At 50.7% G+C, this 25,808-nt stretch carries 24 protein-coding genes; 8 read left to right on the top strand and 16 right to left on the bottom strand.

Going from position 1 to position 25,808, the window contains the following annotated elements; translation table 11 throughout:
• Positions 1–4: 4 nt before the first annotated feature.
• The gene (locus tag Q1B27_RS20335; RefSeq protein ID WP_299850515.1) at positions 5–1,528 is read right to left on the bottom strand and encodes a PAS-domain containing protein; all 1,524 of its coding nucleotides are present in this window, start codon (positions 1,526–1,528) and stop codon (positions 5–7) included.
• Positions 1,529–1,617: 89 nt separating this feature from the next.
• Positions 1,618–3,009, bottom strand: a complete 1,392-nt coding sequence (gene regB / locus Q1B27_RS20340) for a sensor histidine kinase RegB (RefSeq protein ID WP_299850517.1) — start codon at positions 3,007–3,009, stop codon at positions 1,618–1,620.
• Positions 3,010–3,099: 90 nt separating this feature from the next.
• Between regB and Q1B27_RS20345 the strand changes: the two genes are divergently transcribed.
• Both Q1B27_RS20345 and Q1B27_RS20350 read left to right on the top strand, forming a co-directional pair.
• A complete protein-coding gene (locus Q1B27_RS20345; RefSeq protein ID WP_299850519.1) occupies positions 3,100–3,729 on the top strand; it encodes an SCO family protein in 630 nt (209 codons plus the stop codon).
• Between the two features lie 75 nt (positions 3,730–3,804).
• Positions 3,805–4,356 carry an ActR/PrrA/RegA family redox response regulator transcription factor gene (locus Q1B27_RS20350; RefSeq protein ID WP_299850521.1) on the top strand — a complete coding sequence of 184 codons (552 nt, stop codon included), beginning with the start codon at positions 3,805–3,807 and terminating at the stop codon, positions 4,354–4,356.
• 52 nt (positions 4,357–4,408) lie between these two features.
• Here the strand turns inward: Q1B27_RS20350 and Q1B27_RS20355 are convergent, their stop codons facing one another.
• Together Q1B27_RS20355 and Q1B27_RS20360 are read right to left on the bottom strand one after the other, a co-directional pair.
• Complete coding sequence (locus tag Q1B27_RS20355; RefSeq protein ID WP_299850524.1) at positions 4,409–4,999, bottom strand: HD family hydrolase; 591 nt, start codon at positions 4,997–4,999, stop codon at positions 4,409–4,411.
• 36 nt (positions 5,000–5,035) lie between these two features.
• Positions 5,036–5,938, bottom strand: a complete 903-nt coding sequence (locus Q1B27_RS20360) for an FkbM family methyltransferase (RefSeq protein ID WP_299850527.1) — start codon at positions 5,936–5,938, stop codon at positions 5,036–5,038.
• Positions 5,939–6,195: 257 nt separating this feature from the next.
• Here Q1B27_RS20360 and Q1B27_RS20365 point away from each other — a divergent pair, with 257 nt between their 5' ends.
• The 3 genes from Q1B27_RS20365 to Q1B27_RS20375 all read left to right on the top strand — a co-directional run bounded on the left by Q1B27_RS20365 (position 6,196) and on the right by Q1B27_RS20375 (position 9,102).
• Positions 6,196–6,516 (top strand): hypothetical protein, encoded by a 321-nt coding sequence (locus Q1B27_RS20365; RefSeq protein WP_299850530.1) that lies wholly within the window; start codon positions 6,196–6,198, stop codon positions 6,514–6,516.
• Positions 6,517–7,055: 539 nt separating this feature from the next.
• The gene (ahcY, locus tag Q1B27_RS20370) at positions 7,056–8,450 is read left to right on the top strand and encodes an adenosylhomocysteinase (protein ID WP_299850534.1); all 1,395 of its coding nucleotides are present in this window, start codon (positions 7,056–7,058) and stop codon (positions 8,448–8,450) included.
• Between the two features lie 310 nt (positions 8,451–8,760).
• Positions 8,761–9,102: a DUF2853 family protein gene (locus tag Q1B27_RS20375; protein WP_299850538.1), complete on the top strand. Its 342-nt coding sequence runs from the start codon at positions 8,761–8,763 to the stop codon at positions 9,100–9,102.
• Between the two features lie 248 nt (positions 9,103–9,350).
• Here Q1B27_RS20375 and Q1B27_RS20380 read toward each other — a convergent pair whose 3' ends face one another.
• The 5 genes from Q1B27_RS20380 to tsaD are packed head-to-tail and all read right to left on the bottom strand — an operon-like array spanning position 9,351 to position 12,550.
• On the bottom strand, positions 9,351–9,746 hold the full coding sequence (locus tag Q1B27_RS20380) for a DUF1761 domain-containing protein (RefSeq protein WP_299850542.1): 396 nt from the start codon (positions 9,744–9,746) through the stop codon (positions 9,351–9,353).
• Between the two features lie 58 nt (positions 9,747–9,804).
• The gene (locus Q1B27_RS20385; protein WP_299850545.1) at positions 9,805–10,224 is read right to left on the bottom strand and encodes an EVE domain-containing protein; all 420 of its coding nucleotides are present in this window, start codon (positions 10,222–10,224) and stop codon (positions 9,805–9,807) included.
• Between the two features lie 3 nt (positions 10,225–10,227).
• Positions 10,228–10,497: a YciI family protein gene (locus tag Q1B27_RS20390; RefSeq protein ID WP_299850548.1), complete on the bottom strand. Its 270-nt coding sequence runs from the start codon at positions 10,495–10,497 to the stop codon at positions 10,228–10,230.
• On the bottom strand, positions 10,497–11,456 hold the full coding sequence (locus tag Q1B27_RS20395) for an NAD(P)H-dependent glycerol-3-phosphate dehydrogenase (protein ID WP_299850550.1): 960 nt from the start codon (positions 11,454–11,456) through the stop codon (positions 10,497–10,499). Before Q1B27_RS20395 ends, Q1B27_RS20390 begins: the two co-directional genes overlap by 1 nt.
• Positions 11,453–12,550, bottom strand: a complete 1,098-nt coding sequence (tsaD, locus tag Q1B27_RS20400; RefSeq protein WP_299850552.1) for a tRNA (adenosine(37)-N6)-threonylcarbamoyltransferase complex transferase subunit TsaD — start codon at positions 12,548–12,550, stop codon at positions 11,453–11,455. The genes Q1B27_RS20395 and tsaD overlap by 4 nt, the downstream gene beginning before the upstream one ends.
• An 81-nt stretch (positions 12,551–12,631) precedes the next feature.
• Here tsaD and Q1B27_RS20405 point away from each other — a divergent pair, with 81 nt between their 5' ends.
• From Q1B27_RS20405 to Q1B27_RS20415, 3 genes are read left to right on the top strand one after another with little or no spacing between them, the layout of a single operon-like run.
• Complete coding sequence (locus tag Q1B27_RS20405; RefSeq protein WP_299850554.1) at positions 12,632–13,354, top strand: uroporphyrinogen-III synthase; 723 nt, start codon at positions 12,632–12,634, stop codon at positions 13,352–13,354.
• Positions 13,355–13,403: 49 nt separating this feature from the next.
• A complete protein-coding gene (locus tag Q1B27_RS20410; RefSeq protein ID WP_299850556.1) occupies positions 13,404–14,672 on the top strand; it encodes a hypothetical protein in 1,269 nt (422 codons plus the stop codon).
• A gap of 19 nt (positions 14,673–14,691) precedes the next feature.
• Entirely contained in the window at positions 14,692–16,170 is a 1,479-nt protein-coding gene (locus Q1B27_RS20415) for a heme biosynthesis HemY N-terminal domain-containing protein (protein ID WP_299850558.1), read from the top strand.
• A gap of 67 nt (positions 16,171–16,237) precedes the next feature.
• Here the strand turns inward: Q1B27_RS20415 and Q1B27_RS20420 are convergent, their stop codons facing one another.
• The 7 genes from Q1B27_RS20420 to Q1B27_RS20450 form a co-directional block, all read right to left on the bottom strand.
• Positions 16,238–17,422 (bottom strand): amino acid aminotransferase, encoded by a 1,185-nt coding sequence (locus Q1B27_RS20420; protein ID WP_299850560.1) that lies wholly within the window; start codon positions 17,420–17,422, stop codon positions 16,238–16,240.
• Between the two features lie 219 nt (positions 17,423–17,641).
• On the bottom strand, positions 17,642–18,049 hold the full coding sequence (locus Q1B27_RS24550) for an MBOAT family O-acyltransferase (RefSeq protein WP_367181372.1): 408 nt from the start codon (positions 18,047–18,049) through the stop codon (positions 17,642–17,644).
• Between the two features lie 634 nt (positions 18,050–18,683).
• Complete coding sequence (locus Q1B27_RS20430; protein ID WP_299850564.1) at positions 18,684–19,745, bottom strand: hypothetical protein; 1,062 nt, start codon at positions 19,743–19,745, stop codon at positions 18,684–18,686.
• Positions 19,733–21,205: an AMP-binding protein gene (locus tag Q1B27_RS20435; RefSeq protein ID WP_299850566.1), complete on the bottom strand. Its 1,473-nt coding sequence runs from the start codon at positions 21,203–21,205 to the stop codon at positions 19,733–19,735. The genes Q1B27_RS20430 and Q1B27_RS20435 overlap by 13 nt, the downstream gene beginning before the upstream one ends.
• 249 nt (positions 21,206–21,454) lie before the next feature.
• Positions 21,455–22,330 carry a hypothetical protein gene (locus Q1B27_RS20440; protein WP_299850568.1) on the bottom strand — a complete coding sequence of 292 codons (876 nt, stop codon included), beginning with the start codon at positions 22,328–22,330 and terminating at the stop codon, positions 21,455–21,457.
• A 225-nt stretch (positions 22,331–22,555) separates the two neighbouring features.
• On the bottom strand, positions 22,556–24,562 hold the full coding sequence (locus Q1B27_RS20445; RefSeq protein WP_299850570.1) for an EAL domain-containing protein: 2,007 nt from the start codon (positions 24,560–24,562) through the stop codon (positions 22,556–22,558).
• A 7-nt stretch (positions 24,563–24,569) separates the two neighbouring features.
• Positions 24,570–25,079 carry a hypothetical protein gene (locus Q1B27_RS20450; RefSeq protein WP_299850572.1) on the bottom strand — a complete coding sequence of 170 codons (510 nt, stop codon included), beginning with the start codon at positions 25,077–25,079 and terminating at the stop codon, positions 24,570–24,572.
• Positions 25,080–25,808: the final 729 nt, after the last annotated feature.

The raw sequence follows: 25,808 nt of genomic DNA on the forward strand, positions 1-25,808 counted from the left end.
AACATCACGATATGACAGTTTCGATCTTTGGGTTTTCCACTTTCAGACCGACGGGTCTGCATATCAGTGCCGCACCGCCTGCCACCGGAACCAATCGACAATGAAGCTGTTCCCCTGACTTGGTATCAATTGTCTCTTCAATTGAGTGCGAAAGTGTCTTGCAGGTGGTTTGTGTTTCGACGGTCTTCCAGAATTCTGGGTGGGGGAATTTTTGCCTGCAAATTGCAACCAAATCGCGAATGCCGAGCTCGGCAAAGCTGGTATCGGGGTCGACACCGAACATATCAGTCCAGGTGGCGTTGCAGAATATCACAACGTTATTCGACGCAATGACCGCAACCGCGTGGTCAAGCTTATCCATCACTGATTGGCGCAGATCATTCTGTGTCCGGAACCGGCGCGTGAGTGAGATTTCGGCAGTGATATCTTCGAAGAGGAATGCTACAGCACCATCTGGATGAGGCCGCCCGGTGACGCGATACGTAACACCCGACGGCAGCGACCATGTCTCCTGATAAAGACCGTCCGAAGCCGTTTCAATCATTTCGCTAATCTGTGTCCGCCATTCGGCATAACTTTTGGGCTCGGGCATCACCTGACGATCCCGGAGATTGTCGAAGAAGCTCATTAGACTGGGTCGCCCGCTCAAAAATTCAGCGGGTAGAGCAGTAAGGTCGACAAGTGCAGGATTGAAGAGCGCGAGTTGCTGGTTTCGGTCGAAGATGGCTAACCCTGTCGTTAGATTGGCGAATGTTTTTGTCAGGGTCTGAACGAATTCGCGTTGGGCCGCCTCAGCGTGCACCGCGTCAGTTACATCAATGGCATAATAAAAAAGAAGTTGATCCGTTGCTGTCGTGTGGACGTCAAACCACGTTTGCGCCTCACCCAACGGATGGGCGATCGCTATTCGAGCGTTGGCGCGGGTTCCCGGTTCAATGGGCGCATCTATACCATCCAGAATCTTGTCCAACTGTTTTAATAGAACCTGTTCACAGACATCATTCTGCCAGACGATCTGACCTTCCTTGTCTGTTTTCCAGATCGGGTAGGGAGCGCCCTTTAAAGCGGCATGGTCCTCGATGAATGCAGTTTTCAGATGAAGCGCCTGATGCCTTTCTCCGGGCTGACACGGTACTGGGTCGGTAAGAATGACGCGTGTGATACCTGCATCAGAAGTGATCTTCACACTCGCGTTATCCTCTGCCCTATTCGTCGCTGAGTAACTTTGTGTGCTTGTGGTGTCGTCGGGCAGATATTCTGGCAATCCCTCAAAGCGTGTGCCCAACCAGTTGCGAAGGTCGGTCCAATCTTCGAACCCGGTCAATATTTCTGCTGCGTTGTAATCATGATCGGCAAGAACGCCATTTTTGAACAAAATGGTGTTCTCCGAAACAGGCTCGGATGGCAGAGCGGTTTTAGGTTTCTGGCGAATGCCAATGAGAATGCCCGAAACCCATAACACAGTGATCGCCGCCATTACTGACACGGTCAGCAAACCGGCGAGTGACATTATCAAATTTCCATCCATCGGCAAAAAATCCTCTGCAAGCCGCAGAAGATAGGTTGACCTGACTTGGTTAAAGCAAAGTTAACTAAGGTAAATGAAGAGCAAATAGCTTAAGCGGTAAACGGTTGATTTTGCCCTTCGGGTAGTAAATTCTCGGCTGACATCGCATCTATCATATGTCTGGGCCAAACAAGTTCGACGACAGCACCAGACCGGTTGGCACTAAAGCTATCTGAACTGAATGAATCGGATCCGTTTGCAAAGCTCATATCGGCCCCTGATCGTTCCAACAGGGTTTTGGCAATAAACAGACCTAATCCCATTCCTTCGTATCCGGGTCGTTGCGGATCGTGTGTTGAACGGCGCCGTACAAAAGGCTCGCCTATACGACCTAGCAGATGTTGTGGGTATCCCTTACCATCATCCATAATACGAAGAGTAATCGTTTTGTCATCCCAACCGCTTTCGATCCAGACGTTTGCTTGCGCGAAATCTACCGCGTTTTGTACAAGGTTTCGCAAACCGTGAATGATTTCGGGACGGCGCAGGATGATAGGCTGGGATTTTTCATCACCTGCATCTTGATGAATGTCGAAATTCACCGATTTACCTCGGTCGAGATGTGGCTCGGCAGCCTCTTCTATTACCGACATCAACGGCGCCTTTCGCAGGTGAAGGTCGTCTTTGCCTGCGCGCCCCATCGACCTGAGGATGTCGCGGCAACGGTCCGCTTGTTCGCGGATCAATAGAGCATCGTCCTGAAGCTCCGGAGCGTCGTCCAGCTCGTCCGCCAATTCTGAACTTGTTAGCTTGATGGTTGCCAGAGGTGTACCCAACTCGTGTGCAGCAGCAGCTATGACACCACCAAGATCTGTCAGTTTCTGTTCGCGTGCCAGCGCCATTTGTGTAGCCTCAAGCGCATCGGACATGGCGTGCATTTCGGTAACAATCCACCGGGAATAGACGCCTAAAAAAATTACGGAAATTACAATCGCAACCCAGTTTCCGAAGCGAAAGATATCGGGAACGCGCAGAATAAATCCCTGCTCAGTGCGAAGTGGCAGATGAAAATCCATCAACAATGAAACGATGGCGATGGCGGCAAGACCCAAGAAAAACGTGGAGCGTGAAGATAACGCTGACGCAGCAACCGTTACCGGGCCCACAATCAAAATGGAAAACGGATTGTTAAGCCCACCGGTCAAATGCAACATCAATCCGAGTTGCAACATATCAAACAGAACAAACAGCATGGTTTCAGTTTCACGCAACCGCTTGTTTTCTGGGTAAACAAAAAATGCCACAAGGTTACTGAGAACCGAAACGCCAATGACAAGATAACATAACCCAGTTTCAAGATTCAGATTATAAAGCCGCTCCGCAATAATCAGCGCGGAAACTTGGCCTGCGATTGCCCACCATCTGAGCAAGACCAATGTGCGCAACCGAATCCAATGGCCGCTGTCACGAGATTTGAGGGGCTCTGAATTTATGTCTGTCATCTGCGCGCCTTAGTCCCGTTGCGGTTTGGAATTCCGGTGCTAGATATGCCACCGAACTGCACTGCCACCCGACAGAGTAAGGATTAGATCATGACACGCAATATCGCGATTATCGCCAGCCTTGTGCTTCTTCTGTTGTTGGGGGGTATCTACGCAACTACAAAAATCTTTGCGCCCGACGACCGTTTTGCTCAATGCCGGTCTTCGATAATCGCAGGTGGACCAGGAGAAATCGGCGGGCCATTCACGCTGGTCAGTGAAACAGGCGAAACGGTGACCGAAAAAGAGGTTCTCGATAAACCTTCTCTGGTCTATTTCGGTTATACATTCTGCCCAGATGTTTGTCCGATCGATGCCGCCAGAAATGCCGAAGCTGTAGCCATGCTTGAAGAGCGTGGCACGATTGTAAAACCAATCTTTGTCACGGTTGATCCAAAACGCGATACGCCGGAGGTGGTTGCCGAGTTCACGGATTACATGCATCCACGAATGCTTGGCCTAACGGGATCAGAAGAGCAGGTAAAAGCAGCCAGCAGAGCTTATCGAGCATATTTCAAAATTCACGAAGCTAATGAAGGCGCGGAGGATTTTTATCTGGTTGATCATTCGACGCAGACTTATCTGATGTTGCCCGAGCATGGATTTGTGGAATTTTTCAACCGTGCTGATACCGCTGAGAAGATGGCAGAGCATGTGCAATGTTTCATCGATGCCAGCTGATTATTCTGAGTGTCGTTTGACGTCACTTGCACCGCACGTTACCATTTTTTGACATGCGCCGAACAGGAGGGATTTATGGCAGAAGATCTGCGCGAAATTGGCGAGGATAGATCCCTTCTACTTTTGGATGATGACGAGCCGTTCCTGCGGCGGTTGGCAAAGGCAATGGAAAAACGCGGCTTTTCGGTAGAGACAGCTGGTTCCGTTGCAGCTGGAAAGGCCATTGCTACCGCGCGGCCGCCCGCTTTTGCGGTTTGCGATTTGCGTCTCGAAGATGGCAACGGGTTGGATGTTGTCGAAGTCATTCGGGAACGCCGCCCAGATAGTCGGGTGGTGGTTCTGACTGGTTATGGTGCAATTGCTACGGCAGTTGCGGCAGTTAAGATTGGCGCGACAGATTATCTTTCGAAGCCGGCTGATGCGACAGATATCACCAATGCGCTTTTGGCTAGTGGAGATGAATTACCGCCACCACCGGAAAACCCGATGAGCGCTGACCGAGTGCGTTGGGAACATATTCAACGGGTCTATGAACTCTGCGACAGAAATGTGAGCGAAACCGCGCGGCGACTGAACATGCATCGCCGCACGCTGCAACGCATTTTGGCTAAGCGTTCACCTCGGTGAACAAGCTCAATTTCGTAGAAATTCGACTGTTTCAGCCACTATTGCTTTTGCATCAAAGCCTGGCCATCAACTCGGCGTGGCGCTTCAAATAATTTTTGCGCACCTCAATTGGGGCTCTTAGACACAAATCTAATCCGTCGATGACTGATTGATCGGGCCTGCCGAAAAAGCGATTGGCCTCGGCCTCGGTAAATCCTGCTATCCGTGTCGCCTCCATCCATGCACTGATCTTATCTGCTTTTTTGATCTGCTTTTTGACCGTTATTGGGATCGATGCGGGTAATCCAAAGCGGATATGTATTGCTGCGGTCAGTCGTTGGTCCAGTTCTCCGTAACCAGGGCCAACAGCGTTTTTTACCGGAGAAATCATATCGCCAATCACGTATTCCGGTGCGTCATGCAGCAACGCTGCCAGACACCATTTAGGCGGGACTTTGGGATTAAGCCGCACGAATAGATTTTCGACCAGCAGTGAATGCTCGGCGACCGAATAAGCGAAATCACCAAGCGTCTGTCCGTTCCAGCGTGCTACGAAGGAGAGACCGTGGGCGATATCTTCGATCTCGATATCCACTGGAGTAGGATCCAGAAGATCAAGTCGTCGGCCAGAAAGCATTTTTTGCCATGCGCGGGGTTTTGGCATGGTATCTCCGTTTGGTTGTGTAAATCACTCGTAGCTTCAAGAAGTGTGATTTGCAAAATTTTCCAGAATAGCCAACAAGAGCGGCGAGTCGTCATGTGCGGCGATGAAATTATATCCTTTGAAGATATCTGATTTCAGTTTTTGGACGTCGCCTATATTTTTTAACCTTTTTGGTTTTCCAGAGATGGAATAGACATTGATGCTTGGATCACTCAGCAGATGCGCACTGGGCAGGCATTCGCGGTCATTCCCATGATCTTCGTAGATAAAAACAGAGCCCTCTTTTAAAGCTCGCTTCCCTCCTTCAAAGGCGGCGATTTCAGCGCCTTCAACGTCTAGTTTGATCAAAGCCGCCGTTCCAGTAGCCAGCAGATTGTCGATTGAAATGGTTTCAACCGTTTCGTCAGCGCCCTCGCTTACGCTTGCAATTCGGGCCGACGCGTGACTGAGAGGGACATTGAGGAATTGCATTTTCTGCCCGGACTTCGCATGAATGGCGCGTTTGTGACGGGTCACATTGGCAAGGTTCACTGTATTCTCTTTCAAAGCGTCAAAAGTTTTCATTGATGCTTCAACGGCGACGACTTGCGGGAAATAATGGGCGGCGCGGACTGTCCAATATCCTTTGTTCGCTCCCAGATCACAGAATAAATCCGTGTGTCCTGTGGCAGATTTGATCACCTTTTCTACCTCAGGCTCATAATCATGATGATACAGCACAAAGCGTGTCCAGTATCCATCATTCAAATAGATTTTGAACGGCGGTTCTCCATTTTGGGTAAGATAGACAGCATTTTCGTTATAAAAGATATGTCCCAGGCCACGGGCAAACAGCCCATAAAGGCCACGCGTTATCGACAGGTGAAAGAGACCCATCAATACATGGTACTGAACACGGGCACCTGTGTTTGAAAATCTGAGTTTGCGGTTCTGCAACATGGAAACTGATCCTGACTATTCAAACGCAGTTTGCGTAACCTGCCATCAGTACATGTGCAATTGGGCTTCACAGAATAGTGCGAAAGGCGCGATGAAGGGATTTGCCACAATTCGGTCGCATTCTTGCCTCACGATCTGCTGCCATTTTGTGATCGGGGCTTGAAATACTGGCCTTGAGCGCGGAATAAGCAATGCAGGGGGGCACGTAATCCTCCCTTTGCGTGGTCCCCTGTTTCAGAAAAGAAAAGGAGCTTGCTATGTACAAGCATCTGTTGGGGACTGGTCTGAGCTTTGGTTTGATAGCGGCATCAATGCCCGCATATGCAGCGAATTGCGCCAAACGTGAAATGGTCGTCGAGCGACTAAAGTCCCATTATTCAGAAAGTTTTGCCGGTGGTGGCCTTCAAGCTTCGCAATCAACGCAATCGGTCGTCGAAGTCTGGGCTTCGGAGAAAACAGGCACTTTTACAGTGATCCTGACCACGCCCGAAGGTTTGGCATGCATCGTGGCTACTGGTACGGATTGGCATCAGGCGCATCTACTGAATGAGCCTGAGGGCACTGAAAGCTTAAAGTAGGCAATGCCCCGCTTTAGGTCGGCGTTGTCTGATGCGTGTTTCCAGCGCAAACACGCCGTTGTGCTGAGTTTCCTCGCGTACCGCACCACCGATCTTCATGTCTAAGGTATCGAGAGCGGGCCCCTCACCTGCTGAAATGGTGAGTTCAATGAGGAGCAACACCATGTCTAGACTTCTTTTTCAGTAGCATTTGCCTTTGGCGCGGTTGCCCTGATGTCGCCTGTTTTGGCGCAAGCCTCAAATTCTATGCCGCGCGATGCCTTGGTGCGAAAATTTACTAGCAATTACAATGTGCAAATTGAGAGCGGAGGCTTGCGAAGCAATCAGAAACTGCTGGAGATTTGGACGTCCGAAAAGACAGGCAGTTTTATTGTATTCATCACGCTACCTGATGCGCATAGCTGCATCGTTACGACTGTACAGAATAGGGTTGGTTTCAAAGCCCCAGCCCTAGAAGAGATCACAAGCTAATCCCGCATTGCCGAACAGGTGGTCGAGTGCTATCTGCCTTGAAAACCTATTTTGCAAGGAGCCACGAGATGGCGAAAGACTTCCTGGTCAAAGATATCAGTCTAGCCGCATTCGGCCGGAAAGAGCTGGATATTGCGGAAACTGAAATGCCAGGGCTTATGGCTCTGCGCGATGAATATGGTGATGCAAAACCTCTGAAAGGTGCCCGGATCGCTGGCAGCCTGCACATGACGATTCAGACAGCCGTTCTGATTGAGACGTTGGTTGCGCTAGGCGCCGACGTTCGATGGGCTTCATGTAATATTTTCTCAACCCAGGACCATGCAGCGGCAGCAATCGCAGAAAGTGGTACGCCGGTCTTTGCCGTCAAAGGCGAAACTCTAGAAGAATACTGGGACTACGCGGATCGTATCTTCCAATTCTCTGAGGGAGGCGCGAACATGATCCTGGATGATGGCGGAGATGCGACGCTTTACATCCTGATTGGCGCACGGGTAGAGGCGGGCGAAACCGAACTGATCGCGACCCCGACATCGGATGAAGAAGTGGCGCTTTTTGCGCAAATCCGCACGCGCCTGAAAGCAAGTCCAGGCTGGTTCACCAAACAGCGTGACATGATCAAAGGTGTTTCCGAAGAGACAACCACCGGTGTGCACCGCCTGTATAAAATGGTCGAAGAGGGTCAATTGCCTTTTCCGGCTATTAACGTCAACGACTCGGTTACGAAATCCAAGTTTGACAACAAATACGGCTGCAAGGAGTCACTTGTGGATGGCATCCGCCGTGCCACAGATACGATGATGGCTGGCAAGGTCGCGGTTGTCATGGGGTATGGCGATGTCGGTAAAGGTTCTGCGGCATCGCTGCGTGGCGCCGGTGCCCGTGTGAAAGTGACTGAGGTTGATCCGATCTGCGCGCTTCAGGCGGCGATGGATGGATTCGAGGTTGTACGGCTTGAAGATGTGGTCGGAGATGCTGATATCTTCATCACAACGACCGGCAACAAGGATGTGATCCGCATCGAGCATATGCGCGAGATGAAGGACATGGCGATCGTTGGTAATATTGGCCATTTCGATAATGAAATTCAGGTGGCCAACTTGAAAAACCATAAATGGACCAACATCAAGGAACAGGTCGACATGATCGAGATGCCGAATGGCAATCGATTGATCCTGCTGTCCGAAGGTCGTCTGTTGAATCTCGGGAACGCGACCGGCCACCCCAGTTTCGTGATGTCAGCCAGCTTTACCAATCAGGTATTGGCGCAGATTGAGCTTTGGACGAAGGGCGATGAGTATGACAATAACGTCTTTATTCTGCCCAAACACCTAGATGAAAAAGTCGCGCGCCTGCATCTGGATCGGATCGGCGTTAAGTTGACCGAACTAAGCGCCGATCAAGCGTCATATATTGGTGTCAAACCAGAGGGTCCTTTCAAGCCCGAACACTATCGCTACTGAGCGAGCACGGCTCTGCGAGTAGGATTGGCGCGTCAGACATTCTGACGTGCCTTTTTCCTAAGATAAAGCCGCCGGATGCTAACGCAAGCCGCAGCAATCGTGAGAGGTTTTTATCGAGAACATATCTTTACTGTTCAGCTCTGTCAGAAAAGTACCAGTAGGACGGTGTGCCATTGATGGCCGAAGGGGAGAAACATCCAAGTTTTCCCTTTGAGGCAAATACAAGTGTGGTTATCGTGTCGCCAGCGCCGCTTGGGGGCTAATTCAGTAAAACAAACCGGTGAGTTGCCGGTCAGGAGGGAGATTATTAATGGGACGACGTGACGATCTGATTGCGAAATATGCGGATGATTTGCGTGACAAATGTGGCATGGCGCCAGACATGGAATTGCTGACAAAGGTGACCATCGGGTGCGGGCCTGCAATTTACGATGCTGACGCGTCGACCGTTGCGGCCGGGCAAGATCAAGAATTGGAAACCGTGAAAGACAATTTTCTTGTGAAGAAATTGGGTCTTTCTGATGGACCGCAATTGATGGATGCAATCAATCAGGTAATCGATACCTACGGTCGTTCTGAGCGCAATAAATACCGCGCAGTAGTCTACTATATGCTGACCAAACATTTTGGCAAAGAATCCGTCTACGGCTGATCTTTTGTCGATATTGATATTCGGGCGCCCGCCCTTTTTGGTGGGCGTTTTTCGTTTGAATTATTGAGCTTATTTGAAGTTTATTCTAAGTACTTGTCGTTTGTGAAATCTGCGTATCTGGGGTAGTTTCCGTATGTCAGGCCAGTATGGCCGGAACCTATTCGATATACGCGTGTGGTGTGTAGGGAGCACGTGGGGTAACGGAGGGTACCGGCGTATTGCCTGTGCCCTCCGTTCGTTTTTTGCTATCAGAACAGCGTTAGAACCGCCCCGATAATTGCGCTGCCAAAAGTGATATAGCCCGTGTCGATCAGCGTGAGTTTAAACGGTCGCTCGCTGAAGCCATAACATGTGATTAGCCAAGGACTCGCCAAGAAAAGCCCGATACCCAGCCCTGAAATCAAACCCTTTCCAAAGCTATCGATACCGCTCAAAGAAAAGATATGCCGCATCATACCAGCCACGATTACGGCCATCGCGAACGCAATAACATAGGGTATCGGATTGGATTTATTCGCAGGCTGACCATCTTCACCAACCTCTACACCAGATGCCTCCATCCACGGCTTAGCCAGCTTCATGTACCAAACGGCGCCAAAAGCATAAGATGCAACAGCAGCTACAATTACGTTCAGAAATTCCATAATTAGCACCCCTATCAGAGTCCTCTTTTGTTTAAACCGCTTATTTTAAGCCACTCGGCTAAGCCGATATACCCGCCATTTCACAAACGATCTGCCATTCGCTTTCTGTCACTGGCTGCACAGACAGGCGGGAATTTCTGACCAAGACCATTTCGGTCAGGCGTGGGTCGTCTTTGATCATTTCAAGTGTGACTGGATTTTCGACTGAGCAGATGGCTTTGATGTCGACGCATTCCCAGCGTTCGTCATCTGTGGTGCTGTCAGGATGCGCAAGGGCGATAACCTCGACGATGCCGACAACTGCTTTTTCCGTCTGGCTATGATAGAAGAACCCACGATCTCCGATCTGCATCTGCCGCATGAAGTTTCGGGCCTGATAGTTACGCACGCCGTCCCATTCTTCACCGATCTCACCTTTGGCTTGTTGGTTGTCCCAACTCCAGGTCGAAGGCTCGGATTTGAAAAGCCAGTATTGCATATCTCAGATTACCTTGTTCCATTCGATAAGTTGAACATCGGCGAAAAGCCCTGCATGAGCGTAAGGGTCGTTTTCTGCCCAGCGTCGTGCGGTGTCCATGTCAGGAACATCCAGAACGATAAGTGAGCCGCACATTTGCCCATCGTCGTTCAGAAGCGGGCCTGCTTGGCTGACGACTCCAGTTGCCTTGAGATAGGCGACATGGGCGTCGCGTGTGTCCAATCTGGTTTGCAGGGCGCCCGGTTTGTCACGGGCAATCAGGGCTATCAGCATTATTCTTCCTTAAGTGGTCGTGAAAGCAGCATATCCATCGCTTGCTCCACGCGCAATTTTCCATCTATTAGTGCGACGACGACCTTGGTGATCGGCATATCAATTTGTATTTCTTCAGCGCGGTCCAACACTGCACTGGCAGTGGTAGCTCCCTCAACAGTAACATTTGGATCGAATTCGTCATTTCGACCCAAACTTAAGCCAAAACGATAATTCCTTGACTGATCGGATGTGCATGTGAGGGTTAGATCACCGAACCCTGATAATCCAGCAAGTGTATCGGCATCTGCGCCGAGAGTTGCTGCCATGCGAGACATTTCAGAAAATCCCCTGGTCATAAGTGCGGCACGTGCACTTTCGCCCAGACCCGCACCAATGGCCGCTCCGCAGGCGATAGCCACAACATTTTTCAAAGCACCTCCTAATTCCGCGCCGATGGTGTCGGTTGTGCGATAGATACGCAGATTTGGCGTTGTCAGAGCAATCTGAAGTTCCTCACCCGCATCTGAATCTGCGCATGCAAGAGTCAGAGCAGTAGGCAACCCTCTTGCGATATCTTGGGCGAAACTGGGTCCGGTCAGCATCGAGGGTACGGCAGAGGGAACCAGTTCGGCGATGATCTGCGTGGGACCGAAGCCAGTGCCATGTTCGATACCTTTGCAACATGCAACAAGCTGACAATTGGCAAAGGCATCTGCGTGCTCCGCCAGAAATCCGCGAAGCTTCTGGGTGGGAACGGCCAGCAAACAAATGGCATTGGACGACATTTCAGGGAAATCTTCTGTGGGCATCAAGGCACTGGGTAATGTGACACCAGGCAGACGTTGCCGATTTTCCCGCGTCTTCTGCATTTCCAGCACCTGTTTAACACTTCTGGACCAAAGCGTGACCGAAACTTTGCCGGCAAGCGAAATTGCCATCGCTGTCCCAAACGCACCTGAACCAAACACATAAATCATGCTTTGGCCCCTTTTTTACCGCTGCCAAGCAAAGCCGGCCTTGATCGATCCAGCGGCCAGCGGGGTCGTGCAGCCAAAGTCATGTCGTTGCGTTGGCCAGCCACAAATAGCTCTGCTCCAGCAAAGGCGATCATCGCAGCATTGTCGGTACAAAGCGCTATTGGTGGTGCGAAGAAAGCCGTACCCGTTTCCTTGCAAATCGTCTCTAACCCAGCGCGAATGGTTTTGTTTGCCGCGACACCGCCTGCCACCGCAAATCCGGGATTTCTACCGGCGGTTGGCAAATAAATATCAAGTGCACGACGAGTTTTCTCGACCAATACATCCGTGATGGCTGTCTGAAACCCTGCACAGAGGTTTGCGCGATCAAGCGGCTTTAGACCGCCATTTTCTTTGATTACCTGATCCCGCGTTCGCAGCAATGCTGTTTTCAAGCCAGAAAAAGACATATCGCAGCCTTCGCGATCAAGGAGCGGTCGTGGAAACTTGTAGGACGCCGGATTACCCAAATCAGCTTCTCGTTCTACTGCCGGGCCGCCAGGTCGAGGTAACCCAAGCAAGCGGGCCGTTTTGTCAAAGGCCTCGCCGGGCGCATCGTCTATTGTGCCGCCAAGCCTGGTGAAGCTATCGCACCCATGAACAATCAGAATTTGGCAATGCCCTCCGGAGACCAACAACATAAGATAGGGATAGGCCACGTTGTCGGTGAGCCGAGGTGTCAGAGCATGGCCGGCCAAATGGTTCACGGCAATCAGAGGCAAGCCCGTTCCTGCAGAAATGCCCTTGGCGCACATGACGCCCGACATTACACCGCCAATCAGGCCGGGCCCGGCCGTGACCGCAACCGCATCAAGTGAACCAAAGCTGCAGTCAGCTTCGATCAGAGCCTGTTTTACGCACAAATCCAGTTTTTCTGCATGAGCGCGTGCTGCGATTTCGGGCACGACGCCGCCAAATGCGCTATGTAGGCCCTCTTGTCCGTAAACGACCGAGGAAAGGATATGGGCGGTTTCGTTCGGCGAAACCCTCACAACCGCGGCTGCGGTATCGTCACAGCTACTTTCCAGCCCAAGAATTGTCAGCGGCTCTATCATATGGCTGCCCGTTGCGTGTTGCCCCTCTGGCAGGTATCACCGGAAAGGCCTGCAAACAACACCGGAGCTACAATGCTTCCTATGATCCTGATCACCAGACCTGAGGCAGCTGGCGCATTGTTTGCAGATCAACTTCGAGACAGGCTGGGATGTGGTGCGCATATTGTTTTGTCGCCCTTGATGCGAATTGAGATCGCCGGAAAGCTGCCGGATATAAACGTGTTTGACGCGCTGATTTTTACCTCACGTAACGGAGTTGATGCGTTCGCCGCTCAGACTGATCGTCGGGATATTCCATGTTATTGTGTCGGTGAGGCAACCGCGTGTCGCGCGCAAAAGTACGGAATGAAAGCAGCATCATCCGCTGGCGCGGCAAATGATCTGGTGGCGTATATTGTGTCCAAAAAGGTGAATGGGCGGTACTTACATGTACGAGGTGAGTATGGTGTCGGCGACGTCGCGGCGCGACTGACAGATGCGGGTATTCTGACCGAAGAAATTGTACTTTATCGGCAAGTTCAGCAACCGCTATCGGATCAAGCTCGTGATCTGTTGCGGGGCCGAGTTCCGGTTGCACTTCCGCTTTTTTCACCGCGTACCGCGCGAATTTTATTTTCAACTATAAATATGAGTGCTCCGCTGTCAGTGATTGCTTTGAGCAAAAATGTGGCCAAAGAAGTGCCCGAAGCCTACTTTGAAGTACTTAAAATCGCTGAACGACCGGATGCAAAAGCGATGATATCAGCGATTGAAGTAATAGTCAGTGAAGCGAAGCTGCTTGAGGCGAGAAATCGGGCACAGTAAGGTCTTTTAAGATTTATTGGTGTGTAAGATTCGAAAAGGGTGGTGGAAGTTGGCGAGAAAGAAGAAATCTTCGAAGGATTTGGAAGCTGAAACCGACCAGACTTCGGTGAATGACACAGATGAAACTTCCATCGAAGATATGGCTGAACATTCGCCAAATGAAGATGAAAAGCCAACGGATCAAACCAACGCAGGCAGTTCCGAAAGTTTGGAAGAGGTCGACACTCAGGAGTATCCTGACGAAACCCAAAATCCTGAAGAAGATGAATCGGCTGCTGAAAAACTAGATGATCGTCCTGAGGCCCTCCTAACAGACGATGCTGTTGTCAAAGCTGAAAATATCGAGCAGGTGAACATTGGTGATCGCGTTACGGCACCTGTTGCTGAGCCAGTAGTTGTCAGGCAGGGCGGTTTCATCCCGATGGTTTTAGGCGGGATCATGGCGGCGGTGATTGGCTTTGCCGTTGCCCGTTACGTGCTTCCAGAAACAGGTTCAGATGCGGTGCTGTTGACAGAGATTCAACGCAAACTGGATCAACAGAGCGATGTTGTTTCAAAAATGAATGAACGCATCGATACCCTTGAATCTGGCAATGACCTGAGCAATCTGGAAGCATCACAGTCAGATAATTTGGCGGCTATTTCAGGTCTCTCAGATCGCCTTTCCGAGATCGAGACCCGTCTGGATGAAATCGAAAGCGTTCCTGCGGGAGAAGGTATTTCAGACGCAGCGTTGGCCGCCTATGAACGACAGTTAAAAGATTTGCGTTCTGAAGTTGACGCTGTGACGGAAAATGCAGCCTTGTTGGAAGAAAATGCACAAAATGCTGCAAAGGCCACTTTGCGTCGAGCGGCCTTCACACGGATTCAGACCGCGTTAGATGCGGGCGTTGCGTTTGGTGCAGCGGTTACTGACTTGGAAGGGATGGGCATAAGCATTCCGAGCGTTTTGCAGGAAGCGGCACCCAATGGCGTTGCGTCGCTGGCCGATCTTCAGGAGAGCTTTCCGGATGCAGCAAGGATTGCCTTGGCTGCGTCGCGCGATGCAACCGATGGAGCCGAAGACGGTGGTCTTACATCTTTCCTGAGAAGCCAACTTGGTGCTAGGTCGTTGCAGCCGCGCGAAGGAAGTGATCCCGATGCCATACTGTCCCGGGCGGAGGCAGCTGCGCGAGAAGGTCGGTTGACTGACGCGCTAGCGGAAATTGAATCACTACCTGAGGAAGGTCGTGCTGAGTTGTCCGGTTGGTCAGATCTGGTAGCCCGGCGGCTGGAAGTCGTTGCCGCTGCGCAAAAGCTGGGCGAGAGCCTGAATTGATACCGAAAGGGCAAGCGTAATGCTGTGGTCAATTATCAAGATTGTTGTTTTCATTGCCCTTGTTGCGGCGGCTGCTATCGGCGCCGGGTATCTGTTGGAGCTTGACGGTGGCGTTCGTATCGTCATGGCGGGGCAGGAATTGAACCTGACACCATTGACGGCTGTTATCGCATTGTTGGTTCTGGTCGCTGCGATTTGGGTATTCCTGAAACTGGCGTCACTTGTGATTGCAATCCTCAAGTTCATCAACGGTGACGAAACTGCGATCTCGCGGTATTTCGACCGAAATCGTCAACAAAAGGGGTATAAGGCCCTGTCAGAAGGCATGATGGCGCTGGCCTCGGGCGAAGGCGAGTTGGCAATGGCCAAAGCGAGCCGTGCGGAACGGTATTTGCGTAAGCCAGAACTCACCAATTTGATCACTGCCCAGGCGGCCGAAATGTCAGGGAATCGCCGCAAGGCTGAAGAGGTTTACAAGCGCCTTTTGACGAATGAAAAGACACGGTTTGTTGGCGTGCGCGGCATTCTGAAGCAAAAATTGGCAGAGGGCGATACAGATACGGCGCTAAAGCTAGCGGAGACTGCCTTTGCGCTGAAACCCAAGCATGCTGAGATTCAGGATACTCTTCTGACACTACAGGCCCAAAACGAGGACTGGACTGGTGCGCGCAAGACGCTCAATGCCAAGTTAAAACACGGTAGTCTGCCGCGGGATGTTCACAAACGGCGGGATGCTGTTCTGGCACTGTCCGAAGCACGCGATGTGTTGGATGAAGGCAAGGACATAGAGGCGAGAGAAGCTGCGATTGAAGCCAACCGCCTGTCACCAGACCTCATACCGGCGGCGGTACTGGCAGCGCGTGGGTATATTGAGAAGGGTTCCAAGCGATACGCCGTCCGCGTGCTGAAAAAGGCCTGGGACGCAAGACCGCACCCAGATCTTGCGGCGGTTTTTGCGGAGATCGAACCAGAAGAAACACCGGAAGCGCGTTTGAAGAGGTTCGCCAAGCTCCTTAAGGTACACCCGGAAAATCGCGAAACCAAACTGTTGGAGGCGGAGCTGCATATTGCTGCAGAAGATTTCCCGGCAGCACGGCGCGCCCTTGGCGATCTGGCCGCAGTAGACCCGGACGCCCGGGTGCTGACGATCATGGCGGCTGTTGAGCGCGGCGAAGGTGCTTCGGACGCGGTGGTGAAGGGTTGGTTGGCCCGCGCTCTTTCCGCCCCGCGTGGCCCGCAATGGGTATGTGAAAATTGCCATCACATTCATGCGGAATGGGTGCCCGCCTGCGACAATTGTCAATCCTTCGATACTCTCAGTTGGACCGCGCCACCTGCAGCTTCGGTTAGCAGTTCGACCGGCGTTGAGATGTTGCCGCTGATTGTTGGCTCTATCGAAGATGATGTTTCGGATAAAATGCCAGCAGACCCGGAAAACGAAGAGATTCCAGATGCGGAAATACTGGATGAACCGGAATCGGAAACGACCGACAAATAATCGGCTCAGCACGCTAATTCCATTTATTGAACATTGGCCACAGGGCGCTGTCCGATAGCGCCGTTCTTCAAATACCTGCTTTAATGACCGCTTCCGCCAAAATTGGTACGGTTTTTGAATTCAAACCGGCGATATTCAGACGGGAATCTCCGACCATATAAATCCCGTAGTCCCGCCGGAGCGATTCGACCTGTTCCGGGGTGGCACCAAGGCGCGAAAACATTCCGCGATGTTCGGCAAGAAAATCAAAACGATCCGATCCCGACCGTTGCCGTAATTCACGAGCCAGTTGCTCACGAAGTTTCAGCATTCCCAATCGAACATTTTCAAGTTCTGCCTTCCAGTCAGCGCGCAAGGTGTCGTCATTCATAATCAGGCTGACCAGTCGCGCACCGTGATCTGGTGGGAACGAGTAATTCTGACGGTTAAGAAATTCCAAGTTTGTTTGGGTGGTTGTTCGCAAGGATTTGTCCTGCAAAACAGCCATCAAAATCCCTGTACGCTCGCGATAGATGCCAAAGTTCTTAGAACAACTTGCACCGATCAGTGTCTCGGGCATTTCAGAGGCTACCATGCGCAGCCCGGCGGCATCTTCTTCCAGACCGTCGCCGAAGCCCTGGTATGCAAGGTCAATCAACGGAATCGCTCCGTTTTGTTGCATCAATGTGATTACCTCTGACCATTGAGCCTGGGTCAGGTTAGCACCGGTTGGATTGTGGCAGCAGGCATGCAACAGAACCACGTCGCCGGATCGAATATTGCCTAGATCCTCGATCATTCCCTCAAAGTCGATGGCGCGTGTGTCGTTATTAAAGTAACGATATTCGGCGATGTTGATGCCGACATAATTGATGATTGACGGATGGTTTGGCCAGGTTGGGGACGATATCCAGATCTTGGTGGAGGGGTTCGCGAGTTTTACCAGTTCCAATGCTTGGCGGAATGCTCCGGTGCCGCCGGGCGTTGCAACGGCAGCCACGGTTTCTTGCGATACTTTATCACCTAAGACCAATGCAATCATGGCATCTGAAAAAGCTGGATCACCCGCCAAGCCGACATAGGACTTGGTCTTTTCCTCTTGCCACCATTTTTTCTCTGCCGCTTTGACCGCGCGCATCACCGGGGTTTCTCCAGCAGCGTTTTTGTACACTCCGACACCCAGATCTATTTTGTCGGTTCTTGTATCACTGCGATACAATTTCATGAGTGTCAGGATTTTGTCGGCTGGTTGCGGTTTCAAGGCGTTCAACATGTTTCAAGTTCCTGAGGTGGTGGGAGCTATTGCGTCAGTTCCAGAGGCAACTGTTGTACTTCGTAAATCCGGCTAACCAAGTGCGCAAGAACTGCTACACAGCATTTCAGAACTGATTGTACGGCGATTCCTGGAGGCCGGGTTCAATGAAAAACAAACAGAAAATGATGAGCGCAAAAATCACGATGATCTTTAGTATTTCGCGGCGGGAGTTGGTCATCATGATAAGGGCCCATAATTTGCGAACCAAGATAGGCTGATCACAACGACCCAGATAAGGATACGCGCTAGCCAGCGTTTGGTTCTCGTTTCTGGTGGCTCGAAGCTGTTTGCCAAGAGCAAACCATGCGCAATACCCCAAACCAGATATCCCAGAGAAAGGTTGTGCCAGATACCCATGAAAACAAATGCGGCAACGGTTGCGAGTTTTGGCGGCACTCCGCGCAGGTTAAGCGGCAGAAATATGTATTGAAGCACGAATTGAGCCATCGACCTGTGCCAGCGAGACCAGAAATCTTTGAAAGTCAGCGCTTTCCACGGGTGTTGGAAGTTGACCGGTAGGCGATATCCAAAAAGCCGGGAAAAGTGTTCCGCAATAAGTGATTGCCCCCAGAACGCCGCAAACAACTGAAGAAAAAAGCAACACCCAAATCATGAAGAATATGCCATGTTCGTAGCGTTCCATAATATTGGAGACGCCTCCGAAAGCTGGTGACAGTAGAACCGCCAACAGGAAGCCCAACAACATCATCCGGTAGTCCCGAAGGACTGGCTGTTCAAAGTTTCCCTTGCGGTTCTGGTCGCGAAGTAAAGTTCCCGAAAAGACCGGACCGATTACCAGCGCGGGAAGAAAAAACGCGGCGGGCAGAAGCCAATATGTTTCGCTGATCGGCAGGGTTTTCCTGCTGCTGAGCAATTGTTTGGCCGTCATGAATATGCGGATCGTCGAAAAGGAAATGGTCAGTGTTGCAACGGGCATCAGTAAGAAGAGTTGGTGAAAATCGACAAACAAAAGATTGAGCAACAGCAGGTAGGGGCCGTATTGCCGCAAGTCCGATTTGCGTGGAAACTTGTTGAACAACCAGACCATGAATGCAGCTTCCACCACGGTTAGTAATAGAAATACAGCTGCTATCGGAGCGAATATCACGACAGCGGAAAAACCTATCACCGTCAGCACGTGGACCGCAGCCGCTCGGGGAAGCGGCAGGCAAATTAACCAAGCTAGAAGAATAAGGATGATGTGAACAAGCGGTTGCATCTATTCCGTCAACTTCATGATTTCAGACGTAAAAAAGCGTGAATAGATCAAAGCGCCGTAAGTTGAGGCATGGGTGGTGTCTGCAAAACTTTTTGCAAGTTCAGGACCTACTTCAGTGTCAAACAATCCATAGGGATGGACTAGTGGATATTCTGGAAATGCAGTTTCGATTTCTGCGATTTCTTCTTGTGAGATGCTGGTGTCGCCAAGGACTGGAAGCAGAACGACAACAACTTTGCTCCCCGCGGCCGTCAAAATCTCAGCCATCTGTCTAAGCTGGTCTACTTCAAAGCTGCGCATGGGGTCTGATGGTGAAAAGGCCAGATATTCATCCGCCTTCAGTGTCATTTTTTCGCGGCGAAGTTTTTTTTCTTCGCTTTCTTTGAATTCTATGTCGTCATGCAAATTGTTGAAATACCAATTCGGACGTGACTGACGATGCAGCGCGTCACCCGTGCATTTATCCAAGGCACCTTTTAGCTTCATTGGCACGTAACGCATGCCCGCATAGATATTTGCTTCAAGCTTTTGCAACAAAAGCGCCGGTAGAGATAAATAACCGCTTTCGAGCGTTCTGGGTAGCGCTGTTCCGAAATCGTTCAGTTTCGCGTTGCGGCGGATTTCAAGCAACGTATCCAGATTGGCGTAGGCGACATTGCGCGTTGGGTTAACCGGAATGTCCCATTGGCGCTGTCGCTCGGGTTTGAAATTGTACATGAGCTGAAGGAAAACGATCTCGGGCGCGCCGCGGTGCTCCAGGTAGTTTTCGACGGGCGGACGCAGTTGCGTAATCCTAGGAAAGGTCATCGCAACGCGTTCGATCACGAGATCCTTCCCGGTCTCTTTCTTGATCTGTTGCCGCATATAACCGGGGTCAAAGCCACGACCATAACGGCTTGAGCCAATAAAAAGCACGTCAGCGGCCGGAGCATCGAGCTCAGCCAATTCGTAAGCACATCTGACCAGATCTGGACCATTGAAAGCTTTGCCCCGAGGGCCAAAAAAAGCAAGTGATGCTAACAGCAGGATTAGCGCAAATGGCGCGAAATTTAATCTGGCCATGACATCGCTTTCAGGGCTTTTCGATCAATTTTTCCGTTCATATTAGTTGGCATAGCATCAAGACACAAAAACCTGACTGGGTGCATATATTTTGGCAACGCATCATGCAGGCTTTCCATGTCAGAAAAAGGTTTTTCGGCCTCGTAAGCAATGGCGATCTGCCGATCGTCACCCTCGCCAAGCAGGACTGCGGCTGCAACCTTACATCCGAACACTTTTCGAAACGCTGCTTCGATGTCCCCCAGTTCAATTCGGTATCCGCGCAGCTTTATCTGGCCATCGTTTCGACCAAGGTATACAAGCTCACCCTCTCGTATGCAGACCAGATCGCCGCTGCGATAATAACGATCGCTATCACTTTCAATAAAAGGGCTCGAGCCGGTTTCAGGTTGATACCCTTCAAAAACTTGCGGCCCGGCTAGCAGCAATTCGCCTTCGTCGCCTTCTTTCGGGCTGGTCGTAACGCCGCCCTCTGTCTCAATTGCAATGCGATTGGAACCAAATGGCGCCCCAAGAGGTACGTTGGCAAGGATCGCGTCGTCCTGGGAAAATCGCTTGTATGTAAACGCGATTGTTGCCTCTGTGGGACCATAAAGATTGTAGAGCGGCGCGCCATCTACGAGGAAATTTTGGAATGCGGATGCACTGTCGGATGGAAGCGCTTCACCACAAAAAAGGGCCATTTCCAAGCTGTGGCCGACAGGTTTGTCTCCCTGTCCTTTCGCGACCTGCGACGCCAACATGGGTACGGAAAACCAGATATCTATTTTGTTTTTTGCCAGATACGAATGAGGCATCAGCAAATCCATTGGTCGGGCAGGGCAAATCGTACCTCCTGAATACAGCGCTAAGAAAATGTCATGCATTGCCAAGTCAAAGCTGAGGTCAAAGAGTTGGCTGAATCGTCGCCCGCTAGGGATGCCAAGCGCGTCAGTGACCTGCGTTATGTAATGTTCTAGGCATGCATAGTTGACTGGCACCCCCTTGGGATCTCCAGTCGAGCCTGAGGTGAACATGTGATAGGCGATTGCGTTTTCGTCAGGTATCGTCTGCATCTCAGGCAATCCTTCTGGCGGTAATGGTGCCAGGAAATCACCTAGATCAATTGATTGAACAGACAGGCTTGCGGCCAACTCCTTGGTGTCAGTGTCGTTGACAATAAGGTCGACGCTCGCGGATGTTAGAATTTTTTCGTGCCTGCTTATCGGTAAGGCAGGATTTAGCGGTACAAAACGGATGCTTGAGAAGAACGCAGCCAGCACTGCCACATAGGTCTCGATGCGCCTTGTGCTGAGAATTCCCAAAACGCCAACATTGCGATTTCCCAACTCGGCTTGCAGCGCACGGATACATCCACCAAAAGCTTGGTACGACAGTCCGCTGGCACGCTTGCCCTCAATCGCCAAGCTATCCTTGTTGGCTTCAAATTGCGCCAGGATGGATCGATGAAGCGTAGCCATTCGTTTAGAATATCATCTAGAAAGTCAAAGATAGCTCGGGTCGACTGGAAGTAGATCGCGTCATCATCTTCAAGATCTACATCAAAGCTTTCGCCGACAGCCATGAAAACTGAAACAAAACTCAGGGAATCCCATTCCCGCGGGTTTCCCATCGTAGATTCCATTGTCACCGGTTGTGACAATGTCTGAGATGATGAGGCCGATTTGAGCGCGGTTTCCACCACGTTGCAAACTGCTGCTTCATTGAAATCACCAGTCATATTTAAGTCCTCTATCGACAACGCGCTGCGCATTTATCAAAGCATCCTGCTCTTGCGGTGCCCATTCTTTCGAATTTGGAATTTGATAGCCAGATGGCTTCTGATTTTGTTTTGATTTATCAGCAGCTTTGGGCATTTTATCTGTGCTTGGAAGCTCAAGAAAACCCGCCATTTCAGACCAAAACTGGTCTGGCATAGCTTTGATTGTCTCGAACCGGCATATCCGAACGCGATCGGGAAACTCTGACTGAGCATCGGCTAGTAGCAAATTTGTTTCGCGCCACAACCAGATGTTCTTCTCAATAGCGCTCCAATCATCCCAGGCTGCTTTCTCATCAGATCCACGGCGCGGGCGTATCCTGCCCATAGCGATGAATTTCTCTCTGTCTGAAAGTTCTTTGGATGCGTCGGGCCACCCAACAGGCAGAGGATCTTCCCCCAGTATTGTGGTCGATGATCTGACGAACGCGCCACATTCGCGGACGATACCGATCATCCTGCTTTGTGGATTTTGATTCAGGATCTCGCTCGCGATCGTAGAATTATAGTAGGCCACATCGATTAGACGATTTACGTTTGGCAAAATGGCGAGTTCTGCAAATATTTTAGCATTGCGCTTCTGGGCAACAATATTTGCTGCCATTTTGGGTTTCCCATAGGCTTGCGCATTTTCAAGATTGATCAATGGCAGCAGAGGCTTTGCACCCTTTTCCGCGCCGATATACCCTTCGTGGCATGCTGCTATGCCGTCAACAGAATTAAGTGTCGCCGCGAGGAATGTCGTCGCGGTTCGCCCGGTACTAGCGATGAAATCAAATTGCATGACGACTAAAACAACCAACCTCGAGATGTCGCCCTTATACATTTAGAATTCTGTCAAAAACCAGAAGCATTTTAGCCATTTTTGGGAATATCAATCAGGCTATTTGCCCGGCTATCAAAGTATTGGACCATATGGTTGAATCTATCATCCGCTTGATAGCCTTCCACACCGCTAGACCAAGCGTAATCAAAGTAAAGCCCGGTCTTGCTCAGACCACCTCGCTCAAGAATGTCTAACCGGTACTTTCGATCGAAAATTACCCTTCGATTAGCTAGCAGCATTTGGTTTAGGGTAATCCCGAATTTGAAACGCGTTTGCCAAAGCCTTTTCTGGCAACTCCGGACGCCCATAGAAAAACCCTTGGGCCCGACGTGCCCCCAGGTCAAAGACAATTTCCGCCTGCAACTGCGTTTCAATACCTTCAACGACGATTTCAAGTTCGAGATTTTTTGCGATCTCGAAGACCGATGCCAACATGAGCTTCGCTTTCGAAGAAGTCTCTAGCTCTTCAACAAGAGAGCGATCCACCTTCAATTCGTCTGCGACCATCGCGCGCAGATAAGCCAAGGAGGAAAACCCTGTTCCAAAATCGTCGATCGAGATCTTGCAACCCAGCCTTTTGAGGCCAAGAATAATGATCTTGGCGTGCTCCCAGTCCCGCATTTCGGTGCTTTCGGTGATCTCGAGTGTCAGGAGATCGGGGCGAAGATCCGATCTCCACAAGGCGTGTTCTACGGTTTTGATAATTTTCCGCGAACTGAAATGAAGCGCCGATAAATTTACGCTGACTGCGAAGTCAGTGTTGTGCTGTTCATTCCAATCTGCAATTAGCCTCGCAGCTTGATTCAACACGAATGTGTCGACCCCAATGACAAGGCCGCTTTCTTCGGCCAACAAGATAAAGTCGCCAGGATTGACCAACTTTCCATTGCGTCGCCAGCGAACGAGGGCTTCGAAGCCGTAAGGTTCTCCGTTCGGTAAGAGCACTTTTGGTTGAAGATGCACTTCCAGATCGCCTGTTGAGATCGCTTTGGGTAGTTCTTCCAACATGGCGCGTCGCTCAAGAAAACGCTGTTCGAGTTCCAAGTCGTAAACCGTGAAGCAGTTTCGTCCGTTCGCCTTCGATGCGTAGAGGGCAAAATCCGTTACGCGTGAAAGATCATCCACAGATGCGGACATGGCCCCTTTGACTTGGGTTGTCGTGGCAAGCCCGATGCTGATGCTGAATTCGATTGTTTCGCCGTCAAAGATAAGTGGGGAAGCCACCTCTGAAATCAAGTGTTCGCAAAGAGTTTTGAGAACGCCGATGTCATCCGTCGGTGTAACGATGGCAAATTCATCGCCTCCAAGCCGTGCAGCAAATCCGCCGTTGTCGCGGGCTGATTTCCTCAATACATGCCCAACACGTTGCAAGACGGCATCTCCGGCTGCATGACCAAATGTGTCGTTAACAGTTTTGAACTCGTCTAGATCGATGGAAAGTAATGCGACTGGTGTACGATTCTTTTCAAGCATACGTTGAAGGCGTTCCTGAAACTGGACGCGGTTCGGGAGCTCCGTTAAGGGATCGAAAAAAGCCAGAAATTCGACACGTTTCTCGGCCCGTTCGCGCGCACGACGCCCCAGAACCTCAAGGCGCAGTAACACCAGCGCAATGCCGCCAACCATGGTCAGCCCAGCCAGAGATCCAAGCATGATTACTTGCTGTTTCTTGACAACCTTGGTTTGGATGTACATTACGTCGTCCGCATGTCGGCGCATTTCATCGAGCATTTGAACCAATTTGCTACGGGCGTTTTCAGACGCAAAAAGCAAATCGACAAAGAAGCCCGCAAGATCGGCATAGTCATTCGCAATCGCACCATCGGCGAGCTCAACTATCTCCTCTAGAGCCTCAAGAGATGCAGTGCCGTTTTCAAAGGCACGATCCTTTTTTAGAATACGCCTGAGATGGTCTGTGCGGACGTAGATGACATCTGCGGCCTCACGAAATGCCATGTCTAACTCTGGCGTCACATTATTCGCATTCAAGGCTCTTTGCGTGGCAAGTATCAGCCTTTGAATGTCACTGATAGCGACATAGCCGTTGCGAATCTGACGATCTTCGAAGACGGCGTGGGTCCTGCCGAGCTGAGTAACGACAGACTGCGTGTAGAGTCCGGCTCCCACACAAAGAACCATAAGAAATCCAATAGAGGCAAAAAAGCCGATGCTCGAAGACAGTGCATCGAGGATCTTTTGATGCCGGATATTTTTCCCAGCAAAGCTTGGCATTGGTGTATTAGTTGCCTGCTTCGATACGGGCCGCCATCCAAACAAAGTTCGATTCAGATGTCAGAGAAGATGTGGCGAATGTTTCCGCATCAATGACGAATTGTATAGGGCCACGGGCGCGTCGGCTGTGTGCCCGACCATCGACTCGGGTGGCAACAAGAATATCAACTGAATTGATGAGCTCTTGAGACATCGTCGTCTTGTAGTCGTTTTCTGCAGTTACGAGAATGGAGGCGGCGCGGTCCAGCCCGTGCGCGGACAGGATTTCAGACAATAGAACACCCTCAAACTTAGCGGGTTCCTCTCGCCAAGGAGTTTTTGTCGTGAGGCTGTAAGTGGCGAATTTTTCAAGCTCTGAAGGAGTGTAACTAGTTTCGCTACCATCGTGACTGACAATAATCAGTGTCGCCTTGGTATGATTGATTGGGTCGAGTTCCGCGGGGACGGGCGTGCCGGCCAGAGCAGGTTGCATCAGCATTGAAAGTGTCGCTATTGCTGCAATTATAGTTGAGCGCATGAGTAATTTCCTCATTGATGTCCAGGACAGTACTCAACGATACGAAACTGCTGTTAATCGTTGGTTTTAAGCGGGCAGATCTGATTCAGAAAAAACGCACAATTCGTCTAAACTGTGATGCGGCGCCGCAATGCAAAATGAGGTAACTTCAAATATACCGTTTTTCCGATCATGCTAACGCTTTTAGTGAGCTGTGTCTGACGTCTGCACGTGTTGGAGGAAATTGTGGGTTTAGCTGTCCGTCATCAAACGCTCGGATGTTGTCAGACAAATTCGAACTAATCTGACGGTGCCCGTTTTCCCTGTGGCGCCAAAGATGATGCAACCTTTGGGGGAAATTAAACGAAAAAGGAGCTCGCAAAGCTTACCCCACGCTTACCCACACAAAAAGGGCTGCGCAGCAGAAATCACCTAACTTATTGATTTCAGTGGTGAGCCGTGCAGGATTCGAACCTGCGACCCACTGATTAAAAGTACGTGTGGGAAGCGACTAACCGCTTGTTGGCCAAGCGTTAATCGCGGTGGCGCATTTGCGTTACAAGGATGTAACAAGGTTCGCTGGATGTGACGATGTTTGGTTGAACTGAGTAGTCGCCGGTTTGACCGACTTGGCATCGAATGCGCGCTTTCGTGCTGCGTTGCAGAGGTACGCTTGGAGTCCATAGCATCAGATGGCAAGCCCCAATGTGCCGTTTACGGACACTTGAGCGCAGATGTAAATGATTTCAT

It is taken from the genome of uncultured Roseovarius sp., from assembly GCF_947489715.1.
In the GTDB taxonomy this organism is placed as follows: Bacteria; Pseudomonadota; Alphaproteobacteria; order Rhodobacterales; family Rhodobacteraceae; genus Roseovarius.